This is a genomic window from Paenibacillus sp. VMFN-D1 (assembly GCF_003386155.1).
In the GTDB taxonomy this organism is placed as follows: Bacteria; Bacillota; Bacilli; order Paenibacillales; family Paenibacillaceae; genus Paenibacillus_AQ; species Paenibacillus_AQ favisporus.
This window is the reverse complement of the sequence record NZ_QRDU01000001.1, coordinates 2,855,277-2,870,255: the sequence shown is the minus strand read 5'-3', so window position 1 is coordinate 2,870,255 and position 14,979 is coordinate 2,855,277. Positions and strand designations below refer to the sequence as shown.

The window sequence follows — 14,979 nt, the reverse complement described above, 5'->3', positions numbered from 1 at the left end:
TGTTTCCATCGCTCTAGATTTTCATAAACCCTTTCTGGCTCCACAGATAGACCCCCGGTATCAGCATCAGCAGCCCAAAAACGAGGTACAACACGTGGACTCCGACGAATGCTCCGGCCCAACCGGCCAGCAGGCTTCCGACGGGAATGGCGCAGGTGCAGATCGTGCTCGACAGCGCCCCGACCCGGCCAAGCATCGCTTTGGGGGTGACTTCCATCATATAGGTGGATACCGGCGTGTTGATAAACGAAATGGCGAATCCCATGCCAAAGCAAAAGGCGGCCGCGGCATAGAGAGGATATTCCCTTAGAAGGGCGGGGACGTAGAGAAGGCTGTACGTAACCCCGAGCAGCAAAAATCCGAACACGATCAGACTGCTTTTGCGGTAAGCGGAGCCCTTCTGGCTGATCCACAGGCCGCTGATAATCATGCCGGTAATCAGGGCGATGCCGATCAAACTGAGGCCGTATGGGCCCGAGTGGAGTATTTGTTTGACATAAACGGGCTCAAGCACGTTTTTAGGCGTGAGGCACAGATTCACGAATGCGGCTGAAAGCATGGTCATCATCATCAGCTTGTGGCCTTTAACGAACTTCAGGCCGGTTTTAAACTGGCTCCAGTAGGACGGGCTTTCCTCTGCCTGCATAAGATCTGCGTCGTTATCGTCTTCCTGCCCGTGATCCCGGTCGATGCGGATCCAGACGTACAACAGGGCGGCCAGCAGAAAAGACAAGGCGTCGATCAGCATCGCTCCGGAAATGCCAAGCATGGCGATCAGGCCGCCGGCTGCGGCCAGACCGGCAAGCTCGGCGGTGCGGGAGGCAGACGACGTCAGCGAGTTGCCGCTGAGCAGCAGCTCCTTGGGCAAAATGCGGGGAACGAGGGACATCTCCGCCGGCGTGGAGAAGCATTCGAGCGTAGAGTTGATGAACGTAAAAATAAACAGGTGCCACGGCTGCAAGTCTCCTATGAAATAGAGCAGCGCCGTCACGGTTACCGTGATGCCTCGGCCGGCATTCGTCACGATCACGACCTTTTTCTTGGACCAGCGGTCGACCAGGACGCCGGTAAACATACTGAAAGCAATGCCTGGAACGAAGTTGATGGCGTACAGCGTTCCCATTAACAGCTCGGAGCCGGTAAGCAGGTAGACCATCCAGCTGTAGGCGATGGAATCCACGGAATCCCCGCATCGTGAAATGATTTTGGCGGTGATCATCATTAGATACAACTTGTGTTTCGCCAGCCTGCACACACCTTGATTCTGCTGAAGCAATACGGTTTCGCTCATGAAAGGACATCTCCATTCAATTTTTATTAACGTTAAAATTATTTTAATGATAAATTTATTTTAACGTCAAATCCGATTTTGGCAAGAAGTTTTTTAAGATTATAGAATTAATAAATTTCAGCGAAGCTGAACCATTCTATAATCGCAAGAAAAACTTCCTTTTAAACGCGGTCTGTCTTCTTTGAAGGTACGTCGATAGACGTTTTTCTTACAATTGGGTCAGCCTATTTTTCGGTGTGAAGGATCTGGTTTTGGGAGAGCGAGATTTTGCTATTTTTTCAACCGAGGGGCAGCGCAACAACTGAAAGATTTATAGTTGCAAAGGATGAAACATATATGCTACAATAAATGCTGTTGTGTGGAATACGGTGGTCCGCTGCGGATGATGAAGGAAAACAGAGGGTTTTCCGGAAGAGGCAAGAACACCTGTACGGAAGGAGGAGTCCTAAATGAACATCCTACAAGAGATTACCAAAGAACAGCTTCGCACCGACATCCCTAGCTTTCGTCCTGGCGACACTTTGAAAGTGCACGTTAAGGTTATCGAGGGATCCCGCGAGCGTATCCAGTTGTTCGAAGGTGTTGTGATTAAGCGTCGCGGAGGCGGCATCGCTGAGACTTTTACTGTGCGTAAAATCTCTTACGGTGTTGGGGTAGAAAGAACTTTCCCAATCAACTCGCCAAAAATCGAGAAGATCGAAGTGGCTCGTTACGGTAAAGTACGTCGCGCCAAACTGTACTATCTTCGTGAACTGCGCGGTAAAGCAGCAAGAATTAAAGAGATTCGCCGTTAATCAGCGAACAACGCTAAAGGGCTTGATTTCAAGCCCTTTTCGTTTTAGGATTAAAAAGGCGTCAATAGATGAACGAACCAAGTTGACAAACCGCGAGAAGCGGAGATTTTTCTGGCGATCACGAATGCCTTTTCGCTTCGCTGGTCCCAAAGAAAGCATACACGGCTCCGTAATGGGAGCTTTTCTTTTCGGCAAAACTAGGAGAGGGCGGTGGATATATGCAGCAGGACATTCAGAGCGATGCGGTGGAACTGAAGGAAGAAGATCATAAACCACCTAAAAAAGGGAAAAATGAAGTCGTAGAATGGCTGAAAGCGATCATCATTGCCCTGATTTTGGTGGCACTGATCCGCTGGCTTCTCTTCAAACCGTTTATTGTGGACGGACCCTCCATGCAGCCAAACTTTCATACAGGCGAGCGGTTGATCGTCAATGAAATATTGTACGACATCCGGGCTCCGCATCGTGGAGAAGTTATCGTGTTCCATGTTCCGTCTGAAGGCAAGGATTTTATCAAACGCGTGATTGCCGTCGCAGGCGATACCGTCAAGGTGGAAGGCGACACGGTGACCGTGAACGGCAAAAAAGTCAATGAAACCTACATACAGGGTGCCATCGATGCAAGCCATAAAGCGGGCCAGATGTATAATGACAAAGATTTTCCAAACAGCGCGTTTCCGGATGGCAAGGTTCCCGAAGGTCATGTGTTCGTGATGGGGGATAACCGGTCCGACAGTACGGACAGCCGGATGATCGGTTATGTGCCGCTCGGGGATATCGTCGGACGGGCTGACCTCATCTTCTGGCCGGTGAAGGACATCCATTTGATCAACCATTAATGAACGCGGAATAAGGCTGTTTGCGGACAAGAGAATGAGGTGATGACGGTGACGATTCAATGGTTTCCTGGTCATATGACCAAAGCGCGCCGCCAAATACAGGATAAGTTAAAGCTGATTGACGTCGTAATCGAGCTGATCGATTCGCGTCTTCCGCTGTCCAGCCGCAATCCGATGATTGACGAGATTTTGCAGGGGAAGCCCCGGCTGATCATTATGAACAAGGCGGATTTGGCAGACCCTTCGGTAACGAAGCAGTGGCAGGATTATTTTAAAGAGGAAGGCCATACGGCATTTCCGGTCGATGCGGCTACAGGCACGGGCGTGAAAGAGATTCCTGGACAGCTGAAGCTGCTCCTGAAGGAGAAGATCGATCGCCAAATCGCCAAGGGGATGAACCCGAGGGCGATCCGTGCGCTGATCGTCGGCATCCCGAACGTAGGCAAGTCGACGCTGATCAACCGGCTCGCCGGGCGCAGCATTGCCGCAACGGGGGACCGGCCGGGCGTGACGAAAGGCCAGCAGTGGATTAAGGTAGGCGGAGAAATCGAGCTTCTGGATACTCCGGGGATTTTGTGGCCCAAATTTGAAGACGAGAACGTTGGCTACCGCCTCGCGGTAACCGGCGCGATCAAGGAAGAGATCCTGAACGTGGAGGATGTCGCCTTTTTTGCGGTCAAATACCTGGTCCAGTATTACTGGGACGCCTTCCGGGAGCGCTTCGAGATCGATGCGGACATGCCGCACAACCCTGACGAGAGCGACGAAATCGTCTCCATCATGGAAGCGGTGGGGCGTAAGCGCGGCTGCTTGATGAGCGGCGGACGGGTGGATCTGGAGAAAGCGTCGAAGACGCTGCTGCGGGAGCTTCGCGCCGGCAAAATGGGTCGGTTCTCGATGGAGGCCCCTTACTAATCGGAAAAGAACGCCGGATACGATCCAAGTGTCCCGCGTGTATCAAAGCGAGATGTACAGTATCATAGTGAACGAACAAGCCCAGTTCCGTTATAGGTACTGGGCTTTTTTTGCGTGTTGATTTATGGGAGAGGAAGGCCGTCATATGAAAAAAAGAATGATGGAAATCATGACGATCATCGCGGGGGCATTTATTTTTGCGCTCGATATCAATCTGTTTGTCATTCCCCACGACCTTGGCGAAGGCGGTGTGACCGGGATTACGATCATCCTGTACTACCTGTTTGCATGGTCGCCTGGATTGGTCAACCTGATTTTGAACGCCATCCTGCTGATCGTGGGTTATAAGTTTTTGGACAAAATGACGACGGTGTACACCATCGTTGCTGTCGTGTTTAACTCCTTGTTCCTCCATTTGACCGAAAACTGGACACTTACATCGAACGAACCGATCGTCAATGCGATTTTTGGCGGTGTATTGGCCGGTGTCGGCATCGGGTTGATCGTGAGGGCCGGAGGCACCACCGCCGGTACGGTCATTTTGGCGCGGATTGCCCATAAATACTGGGACTGGAACATCAGTTACGCCCTGCTGTTCTTTGATCTGATCGTCGCGTTCTCCTCCTACTTTATCATTGGCGCGGAAAGCCTGATGCTGACGATTATTATGCTGTTCGTCGGTACGAAGGTGATGGAATTCATCATCGAGGGCCTGAACCCGAAGAAGGCGGTGATGATCGTATCGGAGCAGCATGCGGAGATCGCCGAGAAGGTTAACCGGGTTATGGACCGGGGAGTCACCGTGTTTAAAGGGTACGGCTATTATAGCAAGTCGGCCAAGGAAGTGCTGTACATCGTCATCAGCAAGCAGGAGGTGCCTGTCCTGAAAAAGATCGTCAAGGTAGCGGACAAGCAGGCGTTTATTACGATCCATGACGTTCGGGACGTGTTTGGGGAAGGATTTATCGACATATCGAAATAGGGTTGCAGCAGAAAATAGACTTAGAATAGAGAAGAGGAAAGCTCATGACCTGGGGTCATGGGCTTTTTTTGTCGGGATCAAGCGTAAGTACGGGCGGCCGCGCATGAAAATACAGCATCGAGGCAAAATAGGTGAAAACGGTTAGAGGAGGAAAAATGTGAGAAGCTGGCGGATTTATTGGGCAATCGTGCTGACGTTGATGCTGGCCGTGACGACAGCGTGCGGTGGAAATACGGGAACGAAGCCGCAGGAGGGGCAAACCGGGGGCTCCAAGACGGGTAAAAACCTGCTTGAGACGATCAAGCAAAGCGGCAAGCTGCGTATCGGCACGGAAGGAACGTATGCACCTTTTACCTATCATGATGATAAAGGAACGCTGACCGGTTTTGACGTTGACCTGGGCCGGGAGATTGCCAAAAGGCTCGGCGTGAAGCCGGAGTTTATCGAAACGAAATGGGACGGTATGATCGCCGGCTTGGACGCCAAGCGTTTCGACGTAGTGATGAACGAAGTATCCATTAATGCGGAGCGGAAGGCTAAATACGACTTTTCGGACCCCTACATCGCCTCCAAGGCGGTATTGATTGTGAAGGACAACAATCAGGACATTAAAAAGCTGGCCGACCTCAAAGGCAAAAAAGCAGGTCAGTCGCTGACGAGCAATCTGAATCAAATTGCTAAAGACAACGGTGCCACGATCGTGCAGGTCGACGGATTCAACCAAGCGATCGACTTGCTGCTGTCCGGGCGCATCGATGCTACGGTGAACGACAAACTGTCCTATCTCGACTTCAAAACAAGACGTCCCGACGCGCCGATCAAGGTGGTGGACGAAACCGATACGGGCAGCACCAGCGCCGTACTGATGAACAAAAACAACAACGAGCTGCGGGACGCCATTAACCAGGCGCTGGCCGGCATGAAGAAGGATGGAACGTACCTTGCCATCTCCAAAAAATACTTTGGTACGGATGTATCGAAATAAGCGGCAAAAAGGGGGTTAACCGATGAATGACAGAACCGCCCATCTCACCGATATTTTTATCGACTCCTTTGTGCCGCTGCTCATGGCGGGGATCAAGTTCACGATTCCCCTGACGATCATTTCCTTCATTCTCGGTTTCGTGCTGGCGTTCCTTACCGCGCTGGCCCGATTGTCGCGCTGGAGCATTCTCCAGCGGGTCGCCTGGTTTTATGTGTGGATCATCCGGGGGACTCCGCTGCTTGTCCAGCTGTTTATCATTTTCTACGGGCTTCCGAGCATCGGCGTTGTCATCGACGCATTCACCGCTGCGGTGATCGGGTTCTCGATCAGTGTCGGAGCCTATGGTTCCGAAATTATGCGCGCCGCGATCCAATCCATCGCCAAGGGGCAGTGGGAGGCGGCGTACTCGGTCGGGATGACCCGTTCCCAGGCGCTGCGCCGGATTGTTCTGCCGCAGGCGGCAAGGGTATCGCTGCCTCCGCTGGCCAACTCTTTTATCAGCCTGTTGAAGGATACGTCGCTGGCAGCGACGGTGACACTCACAGAGCTGTTCCAAAAGGGGCAGCAAATTACGGCGGTCGTGTATGAGCCTTTGCTGCTGTACTGCGAGGTAGCCATGATCTACCTGATCTTCAGCACCGTCCTGTCGGCGCTCCAGCATCAGCTCGAACACCGGTTTGACCGTTATGCCGCAAGATAGCGAAACGAGGGATGCATCATGATTGAAATCAACGACCTGAGATTAAGCTTTGGCAGCAATGAAGTGCTCAAGGGAATCGACCTGTCGATCGAAAAAGGACAAGTGACGGTCATTATCGGGCCCTCCGGTTCCGGAAAAACGACGCTGCTCCGGTGCATCAACCTGCTGGAAATCCCGACGGAGGGAACGCTGCGGATCGGAGACTCAGCCTTGTCGTTCAGGGAAGGATCCAAGCCGGGCAGGGGAGACATCTTGGCTTTCCGGAGGAAAACCGGCATGGTTTTTCAATCGTATAATCTGTTTCCCCATATGACGGCTCTGCAGAACGTGATGGAGGCACAGGTCATCGTGCAGAAAAAGAGCAGAGCGGAGGCCAAGGCCAGATCGCTGGAGCTTCTGGGCAAGGTGGGACTTGCCGCCAAAGCGGACTCCTATCCGCACCAGCTGTCCGGTGGACAGCAGCAGCGGGTCGGTATTGCCCGGGCAATGGGCATCGATCCGGAACTGCTTTTATTTGATGAACCGACGTCCGCCCTGGACCCGGAGCTGGTCGGTGAAGTGCTGAAGGTCATCAAAGAGCTGGCTGTAGAAGGCATGACGATGGCCATAGTGACCCATGAAATGAAATTCGCGAGCCAGGTGGCAGACCGGATCGTGTTTATGGACGAAGGAATCATCATGGAGCAGGGCAGTCCGAATGAGGTGCTAAACCATCCGGCGCAGGAGCGGACAAGGCAGTTTTTGTCGCTGCTCAGCGAGCCGGTGTAAAATACTTTGTAGGTGCTTGCGGGCACGGCGACGATAGCTGCATTGATGCAGCTATTTTTTTGTGTGGGAATCGTGTTGCGCAGGTGTTTAACGTTGTAGTGCCTTCTCAAGCAGCTGAATAACCGCATTTGGAAATTTACGGAAATGTGGTTGATTGCTGTGGTGTCAAAAAGCTTGTATAAGGTAGAAGTTCTTCATAGGGTGTGTTGGCTGTGGATACCCTCCATACCCGTTGGCACCATCATTCTTCATTGGTTGGGTAACACTTTTCAAAAAGTTTGGCCAGTTCACGGCGGACTCCGGGATTGCCAAAACCGGGATGACCCATATTCAAGTCGTTCGATATAGCTGGATCCATGCTCACTCCTCGAAGTACATCCATCTCAATTACAGCACATTCACCTCTTGGCCGAACACTCTTCTTTTTCAGTACAATCATCTCTTTGCAATTACATTCTTCTCATTACAACACATTCTCCTCCTAGCCTCGTGAGGCCAGGTTTTTTTCGCCGGTGAATGCTTTCGGACATATCGGCTCGGCGCATCTTCTGCACTCCAGCAGTCCACACCCCGATTTTTGGAAGCGTGCCAGAGTCGTTTTTCGTTGGAATCCGCCGCCCGAACATAGTACAATAAAAAGGATAGATTGCGAGTTTGATAGACTTGCCAGGGGAATGAGCGGGAACACCCCTTGGCTCTTGCAGCACGGAGGAGGAAAGACAGCATGGATACGGAAGAGATCGAGCAATCCCCGAGGGACCTGCTAAAATATGAACGCGAATACATAGAAAAAGATTACCGGTACATAGCGGGTGTGGACGAGGTTGGAAGAGGCTGTTTATTTGGCGACGTAGTGGCGGCGGCCGTGATCCTGCCGGAAGGACTCGTTCTGGAGGGCGTCGACGATTCGAAAAAATTGAGCGCTAAAAAACGGGACCTTCTGTACGACGTGATTATGGAGCAGGCGCTTGCCGTCAGCGTAGGGTACGTAGATGCCCGAACGATTGATGAAATCAATATTAAGCAGGCGGCCCGCCTGGCGATGAAAAAGGCGGTGCTTGGCCTGACGATCGCCGCGGATTTTTTGCTGGTGGATGCGGAGCATGTGGACGTGCCCGTTCCACAGCTGGCGATCATCAAGGGGGACGCAAACAGCCAATCGATTGCCGCGGCTTCAATCGTAGCCAAGGTTAGCCGGGACCGGCTGTGTGAAGGTGAATGGGAGGCGAAGTATCCCGAGTACGGCATCGCGATCCATAAGGGCTATGCAACCAAACTGCACCGTGAGCAGCTGGCAGCTCTGGGACCGACACTGATGCATCGCCGCAGTTTTTTGAAAAATATGGAAGTCGTGCAGCAGACCCTGTTCTAGGGCTGCTGTTTTTTTGCCAGGTAAAATGGGAATTCGGGTGTCGCGATGTAAATTTTTATAAGGGAAAAGTTTGGCTGATCAGACTTTTGGAAAGTGGGTTTTCCTGGATAAGCAATTTCAAGCTTTGATTCAGAAAACAGACCAACCTTAGGTGCAGGCTCGCCGTTTCGCGTCGTCTCTGTTCATCGCGGACCAAACAGGACGTAACGATGACCCCGGCATCCGAAAAGCTTTTTTTCCAGATTCGTATTTTGTTGGACGGTATTATAAATTTCATGTTTGAAGAGCCTGAGCATTTGCAGCAATTATGAAGATAAAGGACGATCTTGGATGAAAAGAAACAACGGAGATCGTGATCGCAGATAGTGGGACTACAGCCCTTGGCTCTTTCGGCCGATAAATAAATAAACGAAGGAATACGAAAGGGGGAGAGGGACATTGAATATCGGTTCACTGCTGCGCGGCATGATGGGAGATACCAAAGCGGGCGATACCAAGCAGCTGGATTTGAAGGAAGGGCAAGTCGTGCGCGGCGTTGTACTGAGCGTCTCTGAGGACGGACAGGAGGCCGTCCTGCAGATCCAAGGCGTCAAAGTACGGGCGGCGCTGGAAACGCCGCTTCAGCCCGGCCAGGCAGCGGTCCTGCAGGTACAGCCGGACAATGGCGGCGGTCTTCCGGTATTGAAAGCGATGGAGGGTTCCCCCTATGGGTCCGGGACTCCGATGTCGCTTGCGGATGTGCTGCAATCGCTCGATCTGCCGGATACGCCGGAGAATCGGGCCATGCTGGAGGCGCTGCGGTCTTCGGGCGTATACGTGACAAAAGAAAACGCAGCCGTTTTCAAAGACGCGCTGGCGTTAAAACCTGCCGGTGTCCGCACAGAGCAGTGGCTTGGCGCCGCATCGATTGCCAATCAGCGCGGACTGCCGCTGACGGCCGAAAGCGTCCGCGGGCTGCAGCAGGCGGTATTCGGCCCGCCGGTGCACCAGCTGCTTCAAGTGCTGGAGGAACAGCTGAATGCGTTCACAGCGCAGGCTGGAGCGGGTTCGGAGGAAGCGGGGGCTGCAGTCAAAAGCGGACAGGGCGTCATTACGCCGCAGGCTCCAGGACAGCAGTCACCGGCTTCGTTACCCGGAGCGGCTACGCAGCCGGGGGCTGGCAGCATAGCGGCACCCGAAGCGGAGCCAACGGCTGGTGCCCGCAGCCCAAAGAGCACCGAGGCAGAGGGGCATGCGGGGAAGGCGGCGGGGCGCGCGGCTGACAGCACATCCGCGGCCGGTACGGCTGCCGCGGCGTCCCATCCAGCGGCGGCACTTCAGCCGCTGGCCGCCAGGCTGCAGGCGCTGCTGCAGCAGCTGCGCGCGGCACCGCTCACGGGTGCCGCCGCACCAACGCCCGCCCCGGCTGAGCCGGCGGGCGGGCCTGCGGCCGGCGGCTTCGCCGCGCCGGCCGCGGAACCTGCGCCGCAGCAAGCGGCGCAGGGAGGCGAAGGCCCCGCAGGCACGGGGCCTTCGACCAAGACGCCCCTGTCCCACGGTGCGGAGCCGTGGGTGGGGCGTCTCTTGAAGCTGCTCGGTGCGGAGCACGAGCAGCAGGGCGTGCGCGCGGCGCTGCTGCAGCCCGCGCAGGAGGCCCCGCAGGGGCAGGGTGCCGCGGCGGGGAACGCGCGGCAGCCCTTGGCTGCACCGGCCGCAGGCCAGGGTGCAGCGGCAGAGGCAGGCCCGGCACAGCCGGGGCCTGCGCCGGGAGCGGCGAGCGCGGCAGGGGCCGCCGCCGCGCAGCCCGCTCCCCAAGCCGCGGACGGTCCGGAGCTGACCGTCCGGCCGCATGCGGTTCAGCAGCAGCCTCCCGGCCCGGCGCATCACGCCGTCCGGCCGGAGCAGCTGGCTGAGCCCGCTGCGCGGATGGAGCAGGCGCTGCAGGAAACCGGGCAGCGCGACACGCTGAAGGGGCTCCTCCTTCAGCTCGTCCAGGACGACGCTGCGCCGCCGGCCTTGAAGGAGGCGGCGCAGCAGGTCATCTCGCAGCTGACCGGCCAGCAGCTGCTCCTGAACACGGACCGGACGGCGCCGTTCGCCCAGGTCACGTTGTTCCTGCCCTTGAACGGGCCGGACGGCCAGGAGACGGCGTCGGTGCATGTCCAGTCCAGGCGCGGCCCCAAGGGTGAACTGGATGCATCCAACTGCCGCCTGTGGTTCGACCTTCAGATGAAGCATCTCGGGCAGACGCTGATCGACGTCCAGATCGTCGAACGGATCGTCAGCCTGAAGGTCCATAATGATCAGGAATGGGCTCAGTCCCTGGTGGAAGACAGACGGCCTGAAATCGCAGACGCCCTATCTTCCATCGGCTATCAGCTTCTGACGCTTAAAGCCGCTCCGCTACCGTTTCCGGCCGCTGAACTGCCAGCTGGCTTGAGTGCGGCCATGGGCGGCCACCGCGTGGCGGACTTCGTGCCGCAGAGCTACAAGGGGGTGGATATGAGGGTATGAGCAGCAAGCCGCAGGATCCGTCTCCAAGTTTGAAAAAGGCCGTCGCCCTCAAATACGCGCCCGGTGACAACGATGCCCCGGTCGTCGTGGCGAAGGGCCGGGGAAAAGTGGCGGATACGATTCTCGAGACGGCGAAGGAACACGGGGTTCCCGTTCAGGAAGACGCCGCGCTGGTGGAGGTTCTCTCCAAGCTGGACCTGGACCAGCAGATTCCGCCGGAGCTGTATCACCTTGTCGCGGAGGTTCTCAGCTATATTTACCGGGCGGACCGGCTCGCTCGGGAAAGGCCGTTCGAATGAACGGACGGGAAGGAAAAATGAAGGATAACCGCCGCCAAAAAGGAGCAGCCGCTGAGCAGGCGGCTGCCGACCTGCTGCTCTCCGCAGGTTACCGCATCCGCGACCGGAACTGGCGCTGCCGCAGCGGCGAACTGGACGTGGTCGCCGAGGACGGCGGCGTCATTGTTTTTGTGGAGGTGCGCAGCCGGACCGCCGGCACCTCCTTCGGCACAGCCGCAGAATCTGTTAATTTCCGCAAAATCCGCCAGGTCCGCAGCACGGCCGAAGTGTATCTTCACGCACACCGGCTGGAGGGCCGCGAGGTACGCTTTGACGTCGTCGCCGTGGAGCTGGGGCGCGATCTAAGCATTACCGCGATTAATCATATACAGGGGGCGTTCTAAGACGAGCCCCTAATCAAAAACTTCCAATACCATGCGATTGGAAGTTTTTTTTATTACCCCATTTTCACTGAGCTAGCTCGATCCTCTCAATAGACAACTAACAGCGGCAGTGCATCCAGATCGGCGGCTTTATCGGAGAGGTGGAAAAGCGGATGTATATTTACCTTATGGTGAAGGTGATTTGAACTCGTCATAGAATAAGCTAAGTAAGAGGGATGTGTGAACTTGCCTAAAAGAGAATTTTTCCTAGGAATCAACATCAGAGGATGACAGTATCTTTTTTTGAGCTTACTTCAACCCGTTCTTCATCGAAAGGGGAAACGACGATTTCGTGGGAGGTATCATGAGGAATATTCTGAATTTTCTTGTTACCTTTTTGGTGTTCTGGATAGGCAATGAGTACTTTAATCCATATCTTTCGATAACAGATACTAAAACTTTGCTGATTGCATCCCTTCTGATGTTCCTCATTAGTCTTTTATTCAGTTTAGCCATGGTAATGTCGGTGATGCTGATCACTGTAGGGATTGGGTGTTTAACCACTCCGGTTTTAATGTTGGCTTCCATCGTGCTGACACCCATTAAACTTTGGCTTCTGGACAAATACCTGTACGGATTTGAAATACATGGATTGTGGACATATGTCATTCTTACTTTGGTTCTTAGCCTATTCACAGTAAAAGTAAAAGAGAGGCGTGATTGACGATATGGCAAAAAGCCTGTGAGAACATTTACGAATTGAGGAGGAACCTGTGTTTAAAAATAGACACTGGAAAAAGTATCTCATTCTACTTGCCATTACGCTGCCCGTTTTTATTGTTTTTATATTTATGCTGCCACATGATAAACAGCCTATTGCACTAGGTATTTGTCCATCCATATTCTGGATATTGTATTATTCATGGATCGCAATGGAGAATAGAAAAAAAGATAGATAGAACAATTATTGAATTAGATAATGCGAAGTTCTATCCTGCCAATAGGGGCGTTTGGCTGCCCGATGATTTACCTGCCAAGTTTTAAATTAGATCCAGAAGAGATGACTGGGTTTTAAAAAGAGAATGGATTGACGGAAATAACCTGCCGCAAACGGCAGGTTATTTTTTGTTGTGTACCCCAGTGTCCAGTTTCTTCAGCTGATTTAAAATAAGGCGCCTTATATCCCTGTAACGTCTGACGCTGCGCATCTATCTGCTGATAGAGCTCAACGTTTGTTTTCTGGAGTTTAGTTATCGTTGCCTTTATCTCTTCGGCTTAGAGCATAGATCAAGAAGCAGGATGGCCGAAGGGGTCGAAGGGCAATCTGCATCATTTTATTTTCGTAATAGTACACAAATTATTGACTTAAACCGTGAATCACATCACTAGGGTTAATACCGCAAATTCCTTTCACCCCACCCCCGTAATCTGCGGCCGGTCCAAATTCCGGTACTGGATCGCTTCCGCCACATGGTTGAAGGCGATATTCTCCTGGCCGTCCAGGTCGGCGATCGTCCGGGCCAGTTTCAGGATGCGGTCATATGCCCGCATGCTGAGGCCCAGCGTTTCGATCGTCTGATGGAGCATATCGGCTGAAGCGGAGTCGAGCCTGGCAAAGCGCCGGAGCGCACTGCCGGTCAGCTCGCTGTTCCAGCCGCCGTAACCGCTGCCGTATCGTTGTTGCTGACGGGCATGAGCTTCGAGCACCTGACTGCGCATTTCAGCCGATGACAGGCTCGGTGCATCGGTGGACCATTCCTTAGGGCGTGGGACTTCGACTTGAAGATCGATCCGGTCGAGCAGCGGACCGGAGATTTTGGCGCGGTATTGGGCGATCCGGCTGAAGCTGCATGTGCATTGATGTTCCGGATGATCGCTTCCGAGGTATCCGCACGGACACGGATTCATCGAAGCCGCCAGCATGAAGTGCGCCGGGAAGGTGTGCACGGCACGGGCCCTGCTGATCGTCACCGTTTTGTCCTCCAGCGGCTGCCGCAGCACTTCGAGCACCTGGCGGTTGAATTCCGGCAGCTCGTCCAGAAACAGGATACCCCGGTGAGCTAGGCTGACTTCGCCCGGCTTGGGTATCGTTCCTCCACCGATCAGTCCTCCGGAAGAGATGGTGTGGTGCGGGGAACGAAAAGGACGTCTGCGGATGAGGCCGGAGCCGGGTTCCTTTAATTTCCCGGCTGCGCTGAATATTTTGGTCGTTTCGAGCGCTTCCTGCTCGGTCATCAAGGGCAGGATGGTCGGCAGGCGTTTGATGAGCATCGTTTTGCCGGTTCCAGGCGGTCCGATCAGCATAATGTTGTGCATGCCGGCGGCAGCAATCGTGAGCGCCCTTTTGACATGGAGCTGGCCGAGCACGTCGGCATAATCTTCTGCAGGAAGGTGATCGGATACGGAATCAGCGGCAGTACCCGGTGCTTTCAGCAGCGGGGACAAGCTTTGAATCCGGAGGGGCTGGTCTTTGCCGGGCACGTCAGCAGCCGAGTGTTCTGCGGCCAGCTCTCGCAGCTCGTTCAAATGCCGGATGGCATAAATATTCATTTGATCGATTAAGGCGGCCTCACCGGCATTTTCTTCAGGCAGCAGAACGGCGGTGAATCCCTCGCGCTTCGCCCTGTCCACCATGGACAGGACGCCGTTAACGGGCCTCAGGCTGCCGTCGAGCGCCATTTCTCCGATGAGAAGCAACTTCTCATCCTGCGGCAGCAGAAGCTGTCCGCTCGTTACGAGAATGCCGAGGGCAATGGCCAGATCAAACGCGGAGCCTTCCTTTTTCAGATCGGCCGGTGCGAGATTGATCGTGACGCGCTGAAGGGGGAAGGTGAAGCCGCAATTTTTGATGCCCGCCCGGACACGTTCCACCGCTTCCCGGATGGCGGAGTCCGGCAGTCCGATAATGCTCGTCTGCGGCAGTCCGTTCGAAATGTCGACCTCCACCTGAATGATCACCCCGTCAATTCCGTATAAACATGTACTGTGCATTTTTCCATACATACAATAAAGCACCCCTATTCCCCGGCGGTTTCCCTGGACAAACGAGAACGGGATCGCCGTAGTTGACGGAAAAAAGGTGCTTCCTTATTTTCGCTTAAGTTTACAAAAATTGTAGGACCGTAAGCAGTAAAAGTCAAGATGGGAGGCATCGGGGATAGGAAATAGAGGTATGCTTG

The 14,979-nt window shown here is 54.2% G+C and carries 12 protein-coding genes and 1 pseudogene; 11 read left to right on the top strand and 2 right to left on the bottom strand.

Going from position 1 to position 14,979, the window contains the following annotated elements; genetic code table 11:
* Nucleotides 1-13: 13 nt before the first annotated feature.
* On the bottom strand, nt 14-1,291 hold the full coding sequence (locus tag C7820_RS13165; protein ID WP_116231262.1) for an MFS transporter: 1,278 nt from the start codon (nt 1,289-1,291) through the stop codon (nt 14-16).
* Nucleotides 1,292-1,740: 449 nt separating this feature from the next.
* Here C7820_RS13165 and rplS point away from each other — a divergent pair, with 449 nt between their 5' ends.
* From rplS to C7820_RS13110, 11 genes and pseudogenes are all read left to right on the top strand, one after another.
* A complete protein-coding gene (rplS, locus tag C7820_RS13160) occupies nt 1,741-2,085 on the top strand; it encodes a 50S ribosomal protein L19 (protein WP_076168209.1) in 345 nt (114 codons plus the stop codon).
* Between the two features lie 218 nt (nt 2,086-2,303).
* On the top strand, nt 2,304-2,924 hold the full coding sequence (gene lepB, locus C7820_RS13155) for a signal peptidase I (RefSeq protein ID WP_076168207.1): 621 nt from the start codon (nt 2,304-2,306) through the stop codon (nt 2,922-2,924).
* A gap of 48 nt (nt 2,925-2,972) precedes the next feature.
* Complete coding sequence (ylqF, locus tag C7820_RS13150) at nt 2,973-3,839, top strand: ribosome biogenesis GTPase YlqF (protein WP_116231770.1); 867 nt, start codon at nt 2,973-2,975, stop codon at nt 3,837-3,839.
* Between the two features lie 145 nt (nt 3,840-3,984).
* Nucleotides 3,985-4,821 (top strand): YitT family protein, encoded by an 837-nt coding sequence (locus tag C7820_RS13145; protein WP_076168205.1) that lies wholly within the window; start codon nt 3,985-3,987, stop codon nt 4,819-4,821.
* 199 nt (nt 4,822-5,020) lie between these two features.
* Nucleotides 5,021-5,806 (top strand): amino acid ABC transporter substrate-binding protein, encoded by a 786-nt coding sequence (locus tag C7820_RS13140; RefSeq protein WP_116231769.1) that lies wholly within the window; start codon nt 5,021-5,023, stop codon nt 5,804-5,806.
* A 22-nt stretch (nt 5,807-5,828) separates the two neighbouring features.
* Entirely contained in the window at nt 5,829-6,506 is a 678-nt protein-coding gene (locus C7820_RS13135) for an amino acid ABC transporter permease (protein ID WP_116231261.1), read from the top strand.
* An 18-nt stretch (nt 6,507-6,524) separates the two neighbouring features.
* Complete coding sequence (locus tag C7820_RS13130) at nt 6,525-7,274, top strand: amino acid ABC transporter ATP-binding protein (RefSeq protein ID WP_116231260.1); 750 nt, start codon at nt 6,525-6,527, stop codon at nt 7,272-7,274.
* A gap of 682 nt (nt 7,275-7,956) precedes the next feature.
* Nucleotides 7,957-8,646 (top strand): annotated as a pseudogene (locus tag C7820_RS13125) (ribonuclease HII); the annotation flags it as partial.
* A 438-nt stretch (nt 8,647-9,084) separates the two neighbouring features.
* Complete coding sequence (locus C7820_RS13120; RefSeq protein WP_116231258.1) at nt 9,085-11,139, top strand: hypothetical protein; 2,055 nt, start codon at nt 9,085-9,087, stop codon at nt 11,137-11,139.
* On the top strand, nt 11,136-11,438 hold the full coding sequence (locus tag C7820_RS13115; RefSeq protein ID WP_116231257.1) for an EscU/YscU/HrcU family type III secretion system export apparatus switch protein: 303 nt from the start codon (nt 11,136-11,138) through the stop codon (nt 11,436-11,438). The genes C7820_RS13120 and C7820_RS13115 overlap by 4 nt, the downstream gene beginning before the upstream one ends.
* Nucleotides 11,435-11,821, top strand: a complete 387-nt coding sequence (locus C7820_RS13110) for a YraN family protein (protein ID WP_258875225.1) — start codon at nt 11,435-11,437, stop codon at nt 11,819-11,821. The genes C7820_RS13115 and C7820_RS13110 overlap by 4 nt, the downstream gene beginning before the upstream one ends.
* Nucleotides 11,822-13,210: 1,389 nt before the next feature.
* On the opposite strand, the gene C7820_RS13095 is transcribed toward C7820_RS13110, so the two are convergent.
* Nucleotides 13,211-14,803, bottom strand: coding sequence for a YifB family Mg chelatase-like AAA ATPase (locus C7820_RS13095; RefSeq protein WP_116231254.1), 1,593 nt, complete (start codon nt 14,801-14,803; stop codon nt 13,211-13,213).
* Nucleotides 14,804-14,979: the final 176 nt, after the last annotated feature.

Bases quoted from the DNA above. Each gene is read 5' to 3' on its own strand.
- C7820_RS13165 (WP_116231262.1), bottom strand. From the start codon at position 1,291: ATGAGCGAAACCGTATTGCTTCAGCAGAATCAAGGTGTGTGCAGGCTG.
- rplS (WP_076168209.1), top strand. From the start codon at position 1,741: ATGAACATCCTACAAGAGATTACCAAAGAACAGCTTCGCACCGACATC.
- lepB (WP_076168207.1), top strand. From the start codon at position 2,304: ATGCAGCAGGACATTCAGAGCGATGCGGTGGAACTGAAGGAAGAAGAT.
- C7820_RS13145 (WP_076168205.1), top strand. From the start codon at position 3,985: ATGAAAAAAAGAATGATGGAAATCATGACGATCATCGCGGGGGCATTT.
- C7820_RS13140 (WP_116231769.1), top strand. From the start codon at position 5,021: ATGCTGGCCGTGACGACAGCGTGCGGTGGAAATACGGGAACGAAGCCG.
- C7820_RS13135 (WP_116231261.1), top strand. From the start codon at position 5,829: ATGAATGACAGAACCGCCCATCTCACCGATATTTTTATCGACTCCTTT.
- C7820_RS13130 (WP_116231260.1), top strand. From the start codon at position 6,525: ATGATTGAAATCAACGACCTGAGATTAAGCTTTGGCAGCAATGAAGTG.
- C7820_RS13115 (WP_116231257.1), top strand. From the start codon at position 11,136: ATGAGCAGCAAGCCGCAGGATCCGTCTCCAAGTTTGAAAAAGGCCGTC.
- C7820_RS13110 (WP_258875225.1), top strand. From the start codon at position 11,435: ATGAACGGACGGGAAGGAAAAATGAAGGATAACCGCCGCCAAAAAGGA.
- C7820_RS13095 (WP_116231254.1), bottom strand. From the start codon at position 14,803: ATGTATGGAAAAATGCACAGTACATGTTTATACGGAATTGACGGGGTG.